Annotated in this window: 11 protein-coding genes; 5 read left to right on the top strand and 6 right to left on the bottom strand. The window is 55.7% G+C overall.

Annotation, left to right across the window (positions count from 1 at the left end):
• Positions 1–16: 16 nt before the first annotated feature.
• The 5 genes from hxsA to PH552_RS00180 form a co-directional block, all read right to left on the bottom strand.
• Positions 17–664 (bottom strand): His-Xaa-Ser repeat protein HxsA, encoded by a 648-nt coding sequence (hxsA, locus tag PH552_RS00200; RefSeq protein WP_285165272.1) that lies wholly within the window; start codon positions 662–664, stop codon positions 17–19.
• The gene (gene hxsC / locus PH552_RS00195) at positions 661–1743 is read right to left on the bottom strand and encodes a His-Xaa-Ser system radical SAM maturase HxsC (RefSeq protein ID WP_285165271.1); all 1083 of its coding nucleotides are present in this window, start codon (positions 1741–1743) and stop codon (positions 661–663) included. The genes hxsA and hxsC overlap by 4 nt, the downstream gene beginning before the upstream one ends.
• Entirely contained in the window at positions 1740–3146 is a 1407-nt protein-coding gene (gene hxsB / locus PH552_RS00190) for a His-Xaa-Ser system radical SAM maturase HxsB (RefSeq protein WP_285165270.1), read from the bottom strand. The genes hxsC and hxsB overlap by 4 nt, the downstream gene beginning before the upstream one ends.
• The gene (locus tag PH552_RS00185) at positions 3143–3427 is read right to left on the bottom strand and encodes a hypothetical protein (RefSeq protein ID WP_285165269.1); all 285 of its coding nucleotides are present in this window, start codon (positions 3425–3427) and stop codon (positions 3143–3145) included. Before PH552_RS00185 ends, hxsB begins: the two co-directional genes overlap by 4 nt.
• A 372-nt stretch (positions 3428–3799) precedes the next feature.
• Positions 3800–4711: an HNH endonuclease gene (locus tag PH552_RS00180; RefSeq protein ID WP_285165268.1), complete on the bottom strand. Its 912-nt coding sequence runs from the start codon at positions 4709–4711 to the stop codon at positions 3800–3802.
• A gap of 296 nt (positions 4712–5007) precedes the next feature.
• On the opposite strand from PH552_RS00180, the gene PH552_RS00175 reads away from it, so the two are divergent.
• The 3 genes from PH552_RS00175 to PH552_RS00165 all read left to right on the top strand — a co-directional run bounded on the left by PH552_RS00175 (position 5008) and on the right by PH552_RS00165 (position 9995).
• Entirely contained in the window at positions 5008–7317 is a 2310-nt protein-coding gene (locus tag PH552_RS00175; RefSeq protein WP_285165267.1) for a hypothetical protein, read from the top strand.
• A gap of 783 nt (positions 7318–8100) precedes the next feature.
• The gene (locus tag PH552_RS00170; protein ID WP_285165266.1) at positions 8101–8790 is read left to right on the top strand and encodes a hypothetical protein; all 690 of its coding nucleotides are present in this window, start codon (positions 8101–8103) and stop codon (positions 8788–8790) included.
• Positions 8787–9995, top strand: a complete 1209-nt coding sequence (locus PH552_RS00165) for a helix-turn-helix domain-containing protein (protein WP_285165265.1) — start codon at positions 8787–8789, stop codon at positions 9993–9995. Before PH552_RS00170 ends, PH552_RS00165 begins: the two co-directional genes overlap by 4 nt.
• 166 nt (positions 9996–10161) lie before the next feature.
• Here the strand turns inward: PH552_RS00165 and PH552_RS00160 are convergent, their stop codons facing one another.
• Positions 10162–10509 carry a hypothetical protein gene (locus tag PH552_RS00160; protein ID WP_285165264.1) on the bottom strand — a complete coding sequence of 116 codons (348 nt, stop codon included), beginning with the start codon at positions 10507–10509 and terminating at the stop codon, positions 10162–10164.
• 113 nt (positions 10510–10622) lie between these two features.
• On the opposite strand from PH552_RS00160, the gene istA reads away from it, so the two are divergent.
• Together istA and istB are read left to right on the top strand one after the other, a co-directional pair.
• On the top strand, positions 10623–12140 hold the full coding sequence (istA, locus tag PH552_RS00155; RefSeq protein WP_113251377.1) for an IS21 family transposase: 1518 nt from the start codon (positions 10623–10625) through the stop codon (positions 12138–12140).
• Positions 12130–12924 carry an IS21-like element helper ATPase IstB gene (istB, locus tag PH552_RS00150; protein WP_113251376.1) on the top strand — a complete coding sequence of 265 codons (795 nt, stop codon included), beginning with the start codon at positions 12130–12132 and terminating at the stop codon, positions 12922–12924. Before istA ends, istB begins: the two co-directional genes overlap by 11 nt.
• The last annotated feature ends 14 nt before the right edge of the window (positions 12925–12938 follow it).

The raw sequence follows: 12938 nt of genomic DNA, 5'->3' as shown, positions 1-12938 counted from the left end.
GTCCTGATCCATCCGATCAATTTGTTGAAATCCCAAAAGCCGTCAGAACCTGTGGCGTGATCGTTCCTGTCACCTTCAGGCCATAGGCTGCCTGCATCCTAGTCAGCCCGCCTCGTGTAGCCGTATCGACCTGCCCTGTGATCGGGCCACCGAAATAGCCAAAGGCGATCAACGCGGTTTGCACCTGGATGACGATCCGACGAAATTTACCGGAATTGCCAGGTAAGGTTTTTAATGGAGCAGGGTCAACGCTGGTAGAAGAAGACTGCGGCGCAGTCTGTACGGGATAGGTGCCGGTTGAAGTTGTCGCCGGTATGTTCGGAATAGAAGGTAGACTTCTAATGACGGGTGATTGATTTGGAGTATAAAGCGGCGCTGGGTCCGGCGGACTGTAGGTGGTGCCGCCACTGCCATAGTCACCACGTGGTAAAGCGTAGCCGCCGCCGGAAGCGGAAGCATGGCTTGCGTGACTGGCATGACTTGCGTGGCTCGAATGTGAGCTATGACCTGCCAAAGTGTAGACCTGTTTGACCCGCAACCGCTCGAAGAGGGTGTTTGGAGCTTTCTTTTCGGTGAGACCGGTGATCGGCGTGGCATCGCCTTTCGATGGCATGAACCCGGCAGCGATCAAGGACGAAACCAGGTAAACCTTACGCTTCTTCATTGCGGTGAGAGTCCCCCAAACCCTTGATCGATATTATACCATTCAAAAAATCCACCACAAGTAGAACGCAAAGAACATCCTTCACACTGCTTCAAAAACTTATTCTTCCAGTCTGAAATCGTGCCGGGTGCGAGGTATCTATAATGCGGAGGAACTGAGCAAAGCGGAAAATTATAGAGCAGAGTTTGTATGCCACGCCCAATAGCAAGGTTTATCGCTCGGCGAAGGTGGGCGAAATCTAACGATGTATCCTTGAAAGAATGCGCCCAATTCATTCGGCCGTAGCCGATGTTTTCGAGCTGCATGATCGCCCAAACATCGATGAAAGGCAGCCGGGTTGAGACATAGCTCGCCAGATCGGGAAACGCATCCCAGTTCTGCTGAAGGACGATAGTGCGAAGCTCCACGGCCGCTCCCGCTTTCATCAGAATTTCAAAACTCTGCATCAACCTACTAAAAGCACCCGGCTTTCCAACTATGGAGTTGTGAAGTTCTGCCTGGGAAGCATAGAGCGGGATACCCCATAGAATGCGATCTCGCCCTACCTCATCCATCACTGGAATATCATCGAGCTCGAAAAACTGACCGTTCGTCAGAATGTGGAAGGAAATATCCGGGCGAGCTTTGGCAGCAGCTATTAAAAACTGAAACAACCGCTGTTTATGCAGCAGCGGCTCCCCGCCCGATATCGTGATCCGGGTATCTTGAGGAGCTAGCACGGCGGCGGCGGTGAATTGGTCGAAAAGGTCGACGTGGTATTTCTTCGGTGGCTGGGAGCACATGACGCAAAGCTGATCACACTGCTCTGTCACCAAGAAAGTGTTGTGTCTGGACCGTGCTCGAACCAGCCGATGAGCCGACTGCCGCCCTGGAACCAGCAAGAGCACATCGCCATCCAGATCGGTGGCCGGATCACAATGTACGCGAAGCGAATAGCCCGCGAGATCAAATGTCTGACTGGCCTCGTCCGTTTCGATCAGGATTGCATCATGTTCGCTCTCAGCTGCCTCCTTCCGCAGCCGGACAATGCAGGGCTGATCGATTGGGATTTCATCGATCCTGAGGCGCAAATCGATCATCGAAGTACCGGTGCCAACGATGGTTCAAACTCCGGAATTCCAGCCCATATCGCCAAGCTTTTGTGGACCTTCTCGTCGTTCGAATAGAGGAGCTGGAAGATCTTGTCGAAGATCGCGGTGTGGCGTCGACAGAAAGCGGTGTCTCGTTTGGGCATGTCGATGCGTCCGTATCGAGATAAGTCATCGATCACATCGATGCCACAAGCAGCCTGATACGGGCAGTGAATGCAATCCGGATGGAAGGTGTTCGTCGCCTCCTCATTCAAGACATCCAATTTTGCCTGATCAATACCATCCCAAAGATTGCCGACACTCAGGTCGATCTGCCCCACTCGCGTGACCATTCTGGCTTCGTCGGTCGGGTAGAAGGTGCCATCGAAATCGATGACCAGATAGTCCTTACCCAGGATATTCGGGTTTCGAAGGTCTACGTGCTGGTTATGGCCGCCTCGCAGAACCCGGCGAAGACAGTGCGTGAAATAGAATTCCTCGACTGGATCTGCCGCCGTCCAATTGTGCTCGATCAGGGCGTCGACGAAACGGCTATGGTAGTCGTTCCATCGTTTCTCCAGGCCCATTGTCTGGAATCGCTTCCGCGCGAACCCCTGGTGGTTTATGGGGCGCAAGAAGATGGAACGAAAGCCAAAGCCGCCAAACGTTTTGATAACTTCCGTCGGTGCGGGCAAGTTGTTGATGTCGAGCGTCGGCAGCGCGGACACCCTTCCCTGCCCCAATCTTCCGATCGCGTGACGAAGGTTCGAAACAAACTGCTCCGTATTACCAGAGGTGACCGTTCTCTGTCGTTGATGAACGGATAAGTCGCCGTCCAGCGATGTACTCACAAAGGTATCTGGCGCATCGAGGAATTCCCAGGCTTCGTCAGAGACGGATTGCAAGTTGCTGCAAACCGTGAACGTGACATTGCGGAACTTGCGGCGAGCAAACTCTCGGACCTCCTGCAGTAGGTCCAATCGCAGCAACGGTTCGCCGCCCTGAAACTCAATCTTGGCACCTGCGGCGTCCATGCCGTCCAAGAAATGCAGAACTTGCGCGAGGGTCTCGTCGGTCCAGTCAAAGCCGTTTGCCGTTTCATTCACACGGGATACCTGGCAATAGCCGCATGCGAGATTGCAGCGAAGCGTCGGCACAAGAATTAGGTAGTTCAGCGCTTCAGGGCGATGAAGTCGCTGCGCCCAACGATAGGAAAATCCCTGGTAGGCGGTGTCATTGACTTCTTTGAAGGCGTGCCCGTTCTTCAGCAGAAAGTGGGCGTCCGTACCCGTTAAATTGTCCGTGGCGTATCGATCAAGAAACTGGCCATCTGCGCGAAAATAGCCACCCGCGTCGTCCGAGAACAGGTAATCGGCAGCCAATCGCGTGAACTTCAAGGGGAAAACCGTCATCGTCCTAGAACACCGCTTATCAGCGCCCGTCGCAAAGGAAGCGTTTCGGCGTAGATTTTCTCTCGATAGAGACAGTGCTGGAAGTCGGCGATCAACGCGTCAACCGAAGCGGTACCGTCATCAGAAAGCGTAATCTCGTCCGAATGGGTAACGCGCACCCCGGCATGCAGGACGTTGAAACGGATTATTGCAGCCGCGAGATAAGGATGATGCGCTGCGTCGATCTCGATTATTGTGCACCGACATTGTTGGCTCGGTTCGCCAAGTTCTGTTGATTCCATGGCAATATAGCGATCTATCCCTCTGACTTCGATTGTACTCGCTCAGACGATTGATCACCAGAGGGTTGTACGCAAGATTCGAACGCGCCTCTCCGATGTGCATCACCAGCATGACGCGAGGCGATGTGGGACACAACCTACATCATCGATGAACAAACATCTCCAGCCGGCCTGTTCCTGACAATTCTCAGAAAGAGCCACGTGGCTGAAAACCCAAGCCATATGCTTTCTCGGATATCACGTCGACTATTTGACGAAGCGCTGAAGCTGGAATCTCGCGAGATATTACTTATTCCTCGCGACATTTACAAAATGAGCCTTGGGCTTTCTTCAACCGCCAGCCCCGGGCGTTATCTGATCCCGCGTCACAATTCATTGCTTGAAGCAATTCTCGCGGTGCCACCGCAAAAAATGCGGATGTGGACGCGCTGACACCCGCAGGGGGACGATCGCTCTGCCGGTCTTGCTGATCAGTCCTCTTATGCTCTCCGGGTCGTTCGCCTGCCGCGAGATCAGGATATCGAGGTCATCCGAAAGGCTGATGAGGCCGCGATCAAACATCCAGTGCGCCGTGCCTGATAAAGCAATGCCGTTACTAAGGACGTCAGGTCCATTCGCCTCCACAGGTCGGATATGAGCCGCGTCCACTTCAGCCCGTCCGCCACCGTTGATGAGTTTCAAGCCGGTGATCGCGCATCGTTTGTCGTAGGCCTGCAAAACGAGCCGCCGAAACAGCCGATTGCGAATAGCACGGGAGGTGAGCTGCATCACGCGGTCACGCTCTTGCTCAAAGATGAACGGAGCTTGAGCGGTGTCTGCAAATCCGTTTGTGAGATCAGCCGTTTCCACTCCATCCAGCCGCGGTAGCTCTGGTTCTGCCTCATTGAGGCCGGTCGTTAGGATTCGATTGAAATCCGTAGCGGAAATAGGCCGCACCGCCGATTGCGCTCTCCCGGAAATGCGCCCATCATCGTTCAGCACGCCATGCTCCATGATCCCATCAGGGCCGTTGAACGGAACAGGATTGATAAAGTCCAGATAACTGCCAGGTTCGATGAGCGCCAGATACATGCCGGCCACTTTCGGGTCAGGAATGACGTGGGCGACCTTGGCGACGGCGAAATAGCCGCGTCTGGCTGCAACCTTGCGCGGTTCATAATAGATGATCCAATCCCCGACGCACCCTTGCACGCGACCGAGGTACTGGCTTGGAAACTGATATTGTTCAGCCGGACTGTCGTCATAGATCGAGTCCGAGCGATGAATGAAAACTCCGAATCCCATGTTCGATGCTTAGCATGAGAAGATCGGCTTCGGATATGAAGTCTGTCCCTCCCTCGAAGACAAAATGACCGGAATTGCACGTTTTTAGCGGGAACGCCTCGTGGCGCTCTCGAACAGCAGGGACCCGTCGATTGCCGGTGAGCTCGGACTTTGCGGCGGCCGATCTCGATCCGATCGACGATTTGACCGGCAATCTCCGCCACGTCCCAAGGGGCCCGATCTTAACCCTTCGCTAACGTTCATTCCTTAGCAGGCCATGCCCCGGGGCTGGAATCTTATCTGTAAGGGAAACCTGAATGATCATGAATCCGACGGCGAGAACCTTTCAACGCAAGATCGCAAGCTTTTGCGAGATCCGGCTGGCACCACTGGTAAGTCCGGCCGAGCTTAAGCGCTTGACCGCTTACATGTTGGCACTGGTCACCGATCAAGCCCTTCCTCCCATGAAGGGCAAAACAGTCGATTGGACCGAGATCGCCGCGGCATGCCGGCTGGCTGCCAAGCCAAGCACAAAATTGATGCGCGTCGGACAGCACGGCTTCGATGCCATTATCCGCTGGGTGAACACGAACATCGCGACACCTCGTATTGGCACGAGTTCATCGTCGGGCTCCGCGCGGATCTCGAAAGCTCGAGCTGCCAGCGGCAGTCGCTCTGCGAAGAGGAATTCAAAACCGGGAGCACGGCCCAAGCCGATTGAGGAATTCCCCGTTGCGCTGTTCGATGACTATCCGGAACCCGTCTCGTTTCAGGCAGCATTGGAATTGCACATCAGACGCTTTGGCGAGACTTACTATCATCTCCATCGTGCTGTTGTGCGGCCTGACGACACTTTTGATGTGAAGACTCTTCTCAGTTGGCTGAAGGACACCAAGGTGCCGCGCGGCGTGGACAGCTTCGAGATCCTGGATCGTATCGAGCATCGGTATCGGTTGCCGAAGGGCTACTTCAAGGCCAAGCTTCCGCATCAATCCCGCGCCGGCACCGGCCACGAGATCGACGAGGAAATTTCTCCCGCGGAGCGCCGCCGGCTGGCCTGGCATCTTCCTGACAATTTCAACAGGCTGCCGAAACCAAAGCGCCAGGAAATCCTCGAATGGGTTCGCAGGGTCATCATCACCGGCGCAACCGACTACCGCCGTTTTCAGGCGGCGGCAATCAAACAACGTTATGCAATCCGCTTTCCAGCAATGGCTTATGGTGGACGGGCGTCATCGGTCCCAATCGGACGCGGCACTTCAAGCCAGGATAATCCCATTGGCGACCTTGGTGATCCGGATTTGCTGTCGGGCGTCATTGATGCCCCTCCCCGTCTCGCTCTCGAAATGGCGAATCTGATCTCGTTCAAGACATCGACGCTCACGGCAATTGGGTTTCAGCGCAATAGCGTCTGGGGCGAAGAAACGGCATCGCAAAAGTTGGAACATCTTGGCCTCATGTTCGGAGCCCTTGCGGCATCTCCTGACGGTCAGGTCGCGGGACGAGGAATTGCGCTGGGTGCCCTCACCTTCGGACTTCTGGTATTTCCCGGTATCTGGGACTGGTACCTGCAATGGCGCGAGCGCCGACGTGGATTTTACTCGGCCTGGGAAGCCGACATGCTGAGCATTGCCCTGTCGCTCACGCGCGAGGAGACCGGCTGGCTCAGACAGCACCCGGAACTGATTGAGAGGGTCATTCCGATCGAAGGCCTTGTCTCGGCAGAGGAGATCGCTTTTGCCAAGCGCGACTGGCATGCCTGCTGTGACGCGTTTCATACCCACGCGCGCAACCGCATCAAGGAAATTCAGCGCGTGATGCGCATACATCGTGATCCATTCGAACCGATCATGTGCGTGCTCGAGGCGCCAAGCCCACTGGCGGAGTACCGAAAGATCACGGACGAGATCCTTCTCAGGATGCCGGACAAGGACCGATATCCACGAGCGGCGGCCGAATCTGTCAGATCGTTTCTGATGCTGCGGCTCGGCCTTCATCTTGGCCTTCGTCAGAAAAACCTCCGACAGCTCCTGCTTTGCCCTCGCGGGCATATTCCAACCTCGGAGCGCCGGCTTGAAGAGCTGAAGCGCGGCGAAATCCGCTGGAGCGATCGGGACAAGGGCTGGGAGGTCCTGATACCGGCCAATGCCTTCAAGAACTCGAACTCATCCTTCTTCGGCTCCAAGCCATTCCGGCTCATCCTCCCAGATCTCCTTGACCTCTATTATTACATCAACGCCTACGTCGACCGGCACCGCCGCATCCTGCTGGCGAATGCCAATGATCCGGGAACCTTCTTTATAAAGACGGTCAAGCAATCGAGCACTGAGGCCTCTTACAACCAGACCACCTTCTATGAAGCCTGGCGGCTGACTATTCAGCGATACGGCATCTATAATCCCTATACCGGCCGCGGAGCGATCAAAGGCTTGCTGCCACACGGTCCCCACAATGTCCGGGATGTATTGGCCACCCACATTCTCAAGCTCACGGGTTCCTACGAGCAGGCAAGCTATGCGATCCAGGACACCCCTGACATGATCCAACAGCACTACGGGCGGTTCCTGCCGCAAGACAAAGCCGCACTGGCCGCTAAGATACTCAATCAGGTTTGGGAGGCCGCATAAGGTTCGGGTGCGCACCGTTCGCAGATTCCATCTGTTCGATGTATTGGCGTTGGCGCAGTGATGTGGCGCCGGCGCTTCGCGCCAATTGACTCTCTAACAGAAGTTTTATGCTCCTCGCTGAAAATTTCTTCGCTTGAACTCGGATGCATACTTGTCGAGGCGGGGGGAGTGCGGGCTATAGAACTTTAGCCCACCTCAAGGGCTACTAGCGGCGACTTCCGACCCCACTGTCTCGTCTCGCTCGGCCCCTCCTTCGAAAGAGACATCTGAATTGTCGAGTGTTGATTGTGGGATGACCTACCATCCGAGAATATCGAGTATAATGATCCGTTATTGTAGGAAGAGGCTCATCCATAGCCAACAGCCTTACTTCATTGGAAGCCCTTTGGGGGAGGGTGTGACACAAAGACACCGCAATCGCCAACTCAAGTCTTCAATGGCTGCTCGCACCACGCAGCCGATCTACGGGGAGACAGGAGTGCCATAAAGCTGCTTCAAGGCCACTACTCCGAAACGGTCGCTATGCTAATCTTCTCGCGAAAAACTGCTGTTTCTTAGAGCATGGATCTAACCGCGGCGCAAAACGGACGTGGTTTTCTTCGCTACCACCTCATATCGACTTTCAATGATGGCGCAGATGATATTTGGGCTGAGCCAATCCCACTACGCTGCTGGCTTCCGCTCGAGGGTGCTGCCGACAAGCGGTAGGCCGAATAGATGACGCTTTACTTTTTGCGAAGATTGTGGAATTCTGCTTTCGCGAACGCTTGAGAGGCAATTGTAGTGCTCCATTCCATCGAAGACGTGCAGCATGTATTTCATGATGATGTAAATCTCGAGTTCTTGGAGTCGTTTTCTCTAGGCGTCGCCTGGGAATATCATCGGCTTTACGAGGAATTGAAAGCCGATAACCGGCTGCCGGATGAGTTGAAGAATTTCGAGTTTTCCCGTCGTCGGTCAGGCTGCGCCGTTCGCGCCATCGTTCAGGCGGCGAAAAAACACGACGTTCCGGTCTTGCATTGGACACTTGGCTGCAACGGCCAGCAAAAACTTCTGATCAAGATGGGTCGGGTACTGCTCATTCCGGAAGCGATCTCAGAATTGATGCATCGGCCCGCCGCGTCCAACTACAAGGTGGCGTTAGCAAATACCTTCGGAATCAGCCGGCAGCTAGAGCTCGATTTAGGCGATAGACGGCATCGAGTGACTGATTGGTCTGGCGAAGTGCTCGGAGTGTTGCTACACGGCGCAGCCGGGGAGAGGTTTACTCGCCGAGACAAAATGCTTGGTGGCCTCATGCTAGCGATTCCGGACGATCTGTATCAGGGCTGGATCGCACGTTTCGATCTTCACCAGCTTGCGATGTTCGGCTCGAGGAGCTCGGAATTCTCTGGAACACAGGTAGCACAACAGCGCGACGAGGTCATCGTCATTAGAAAGCGGAAGGCAAAGATAATCGGTAATTTGAAATGACTGTAGGTGTGAAAAACTTTCGTGGCGAGCGCCTCAAAGAAGCTCGTTTAGCGCGGGGTTATTATAAAAACGCGCTCGGCGATAAGATTGGCGTGTCAGCCGTGGCCATTGGTCGTTACGAAGACGGTCTGGACAGCCCGCAGGAGGCTCGGTTGGAGGCGATCGCGTCTGAGCTGAAGTTTTCGGTCAATTTCTTTGTAACACCAGGATGGCCCGAAGAGATTGACCTCATTCATTGGCGCTCTCGAAGTTCCGAAACAAAGGCTGCAAGAGAAGCGACCCACCAGAGGATTAAGTGGCTTTGCGAAATGTACGGCCTACTAGAGAGCGAGCTGGACTTCCCGACGCTGAAGCTTCCAGAGCTCACCTTGCCGGCAGATTTCAGATTGATAACCGACGACGATATCGAGAGCGCCGCTAGCGCTGTCCGCCGGCTGTGGGGTTTGGGGTTGGCCCCAGTCCCCGATGTTGTATTGGCGCTAGAGAACGCGGGGATCCCGGTCGCGGCGCTTCGGATCGATTCCGATAAGCAAGACGGATTCTACTTTTATTCGCCGATGCTTGATCGGGCATTTGTGGGTATAAACATCAAGGAAGCGAGCTGCGCACGAGCGAGATTCGATGCGGCACATGAACTGGGTCATATTGTTCTGCATGGACGGGTAGCGAAAGAAGACGCGGAAAAGCCAGAAAATCACGCAGTCATTGAACGCCAGGCGCATCGATTTGCAGGTGCATTTCTTTTCCCGCAGAGCGCTTTCCGATCAGAGGTTGGCGAAGTTTCTCTGAACTATCTTCGATCCCTCAAGAAACGATGGGGAATGTCGATTGCCGCCATGATAATGCGGGCCGGTGACCTTCAAATGATCGATGGAGAACAGCGGCAGTGGCTATTTCGAAACATGACCTATAGGCGATGGAAAGGTCATCTTGCCGAGCCGTTTGATGCGCAGAACGAAATGCCTCTGGAGCAGCCCCGCATGCTACGTCGCGGCTTTGAAGTTCTACTTGAGACGGGCGATTTTGCGCGATCATCCATATTGGCGTCTTTGCCGCAACCTCTAGAGGAGTTGGAACAGCTGGCCGCCCTGGAGCCAAATTTCCTCGCCACAGCCACTCCTGTGGATTTCCAGGTGCGCCGCAAGCCTGGCTTTGAAATGACTGATCTAGAAAGCGGCAATGTTATTGAGTTCAAGCGCCGCTAGCGTCGTTGTTCCCGCAAATTTGATGCGAGCCGGCCTCCGCGCCCAGCACCGAGGCCTCATCCGGCGCGGCGGATGGAGCGAGCCCGAGCCCCTCGAATGGCTAACGCGTGCGCTCTAGGCCGCACTAGATAATTCGGTCCAGTAATGCCAATGGGCGCACGCATCGCTACTTCTTGCCACCGGTAAGAGTTTGAACCTGCGCCTTAAGAGAGTCATTTTCTCGCACCACATCGTCAAGACGGCGTCTGAGATTCTCTAAGTCTAACGCAAGTCGCCCTTCGGCCGTAGACGAACGGATATCTTTGGCACCCCCGCCGTTACTATCCTTGGAATCTATTGCGGCGTCTACTCGGGTGCTTAGCGCCGCAATGTCGGCTCTGACACCGAAGTAAAACGTTGCCCAAATTCCAATGACGGTGAATACTGCCGCGGCAGCGCCTATCAAGCCATAGTTTTCGACTTTCGTTTTCACATCTTGGGACGCCGCCTGTGCCCGCTCAGCATTGATTTTCACTGTTGGTTTCCACGCTGAACTGAGCCGGTTAGGCGCATAATTTCCATTGAGAATTGAGCCATGTGAACCTTCCCCCCAACGCGGAGAACGACGGGGGCAACGGAGTGATCCACATGGGACTTTTAAACATCATCCGCCGGATGGCGCTGCGCGAGAAGCTGTCAGTGCGCGAGATCAGCCGACGAACCGGTCTGTCGCGCAACACGATCGCGAAGTATTTGAGCGCTGGCACGATCGAGCCGACGTTCACGGTACCGGAACGACCAAGCAAGCTTGATCCATTCGCTGACAAACTCTCAGGCTGGCTAAAGACCGAAGCCGGGAGGTCACGCAAGCAGCGCCGAACGTTGAAGCAACTTCATGCCGATCTGGTGGTTCTCGGCTTTACCGGCTCCTATGGTCGGGTCGCCGCGTTCGCCCGTCAGTGGCGGCTTGAGCAGCAGACGGCCGGCCGAGGCATATTCGTTCCTCTATCTTTCCGGCCCGGCGAAGCATTCCAATTCGATTGGAGTGAAGACTATGCCGTGATCGGCGGCGAGCGCACGAAGCTTCAGGTCGCGCATATCAAGTTGGCGCACAGCCGGGCCTTTCTGGTCAGAGCTTACCTGCTGCAGACGCACGAGATGCTCTTCGACGCCCACTGGCACGGCTTCCGTGTCTTTGGCGGCGTGCCTGCGCGTGGAATTTATGACAACATGCGCACCGCAGTTGATCGTGTTGGCCGCGGCAAGGAGCGGCAGGTCAACGTCCGCTTCCTGGCGATGACGAACCACTACGTCTTTGCACCCGAGTTCTGTAATCCTGCTGCAGGCTGGGAGAAGGGACAGGTCGAGAAGAACGTTCAGGATGCCCGACCACGATTGTGGCAACAGATGCCGGACTTCCCGGACTTGGCAGCATTGAATAGCTGGCTGGAGCAGCATTGCCAGGACCTTTGGCGGGACACGGCGCACGGGAGCCTAGCCGGTTCGATTGCGGATATTTGGGCTGATGAGCGGGCATCATTGATGGCGTTGCCCGCCATGTTTGACGGCTTCGTCGAGCAGAGCAAGCGCGTCTCGCCAACATGTCTCATTACCTTTGAGCGGAACCGCTACAGCGTGCCTGCATCTTTTGCAAACCGGCCCGTCAGCCTGCGGATCTATCCTGAGCGGCTGGTCGTTGCAGCCGAGGGAAACATTCTATGTGAACACGTGCGGGTCATCGAGCGCAGCCACAGGCTACCCCGGACCATCTACGATTGGCGACATTACCTTGCTGTTATCCAGCGCAAACCGGGTGCCCTGCGCAACGGTGCGCCCTTCCTCGAGTTGCCGATGGCCTTTCGACAGCTGCAGGACCAGATACTCTGCCGCCCTGGCGGTGATCGTGAGATGGCAGATATCCTTGCCCTTGTCCTTCATCACGACGAACAGGTCGTCCTGCGCGCTGTGGAACTGGCCCTGGATGCGGGCGTGGCGACCAAAACGCATGTCCTGAATCTTCTCCACCGACTGATCGATGGCAAGACGAGCGATGGTCCCGATATCGATACGCCCCAGGCGCTGACCTTGGCTCGCGAACCCAAGGCCAATGTCGAACGCTATGATGGCTTGCGGGTCCGGATCACGGGAGGTCGTCATGCGTCATGATCCCGCCAGTGCCGCCGTCGTCATCATGCTTCGTAGCCTGAAGATGTATGGTATGGCCCAGGCCGTCACGGACCTGATCGAGCAAGGGGCTCCAGCCTTTGATGCGGCAGTGCCGATCCTGTCCCAGTTGCTGAAAGCCGAGATGGCCGAGCGTGAGGTCCGCTCCATCGCCTATCACATGAAGACAGCCCGCTTCCCCGCCTACAAGGACATCTCCGGATACGACTTTGCCGCCAGCGAGATCAATGAGGCAACGGTGCGCCAATTGCACAGATGCGAATTCATCGACGGGGCACAGAATATCGTGTTTGTCGGCGGCCCCGGCACAGGCAAAACACATATAGCGACCGCCCTCGGCGTCCAGGCTATCGAGCATCACCGCCGAAAGGTCCGCTTCTTCTCGACCATCGAACTGGTCAATGCGCTCGAGCAGGAGAAGGCTAAAGGCAAGGCAGGCCAGATCGCGGAGGCGCTGGTCCGTCTCGACCTGTTGATCCTTGATGAGCTCGGATACCTTCCGTTCAGCGCCTCGGGCGGCGCATTGCTCTTCCACCTGCTGAGCAAGCTTTACGAGCGCACCAGTGTCGTCATCACCACCAACCTCAGCTTCAGCGAATGGGCCACAGTCTTCGGCGACGCCAAGATGACGACCGCTCTGCTCGATCGGCTGACACACCGTTGCCACATCCTGGAAACAGGAAACGACAGCTTCCGCTTCAAGGCAAGCTCGGCCGCAGCGGCACAGAAGAGAGGAGAAAAGGCCAGCCCATTGACCAAACCCTGATCAGAAAACCATAA

It is taken from the genome of Rhizobium aureum, from assembly GCF_030182495.1.
In the GTDB taxonomy this organism is placed as follows: Bacteria; Pseudomonadota; Alphaproteobacteria; order Rhizobiales; family Rhizobiaceae; genus Rhizobium; species Rhizobium tropici_C.
Note: the sequence above shows the minus strand (reverse complement) of the source record. Positions and strands in the feature narration are given on the sequence as shown.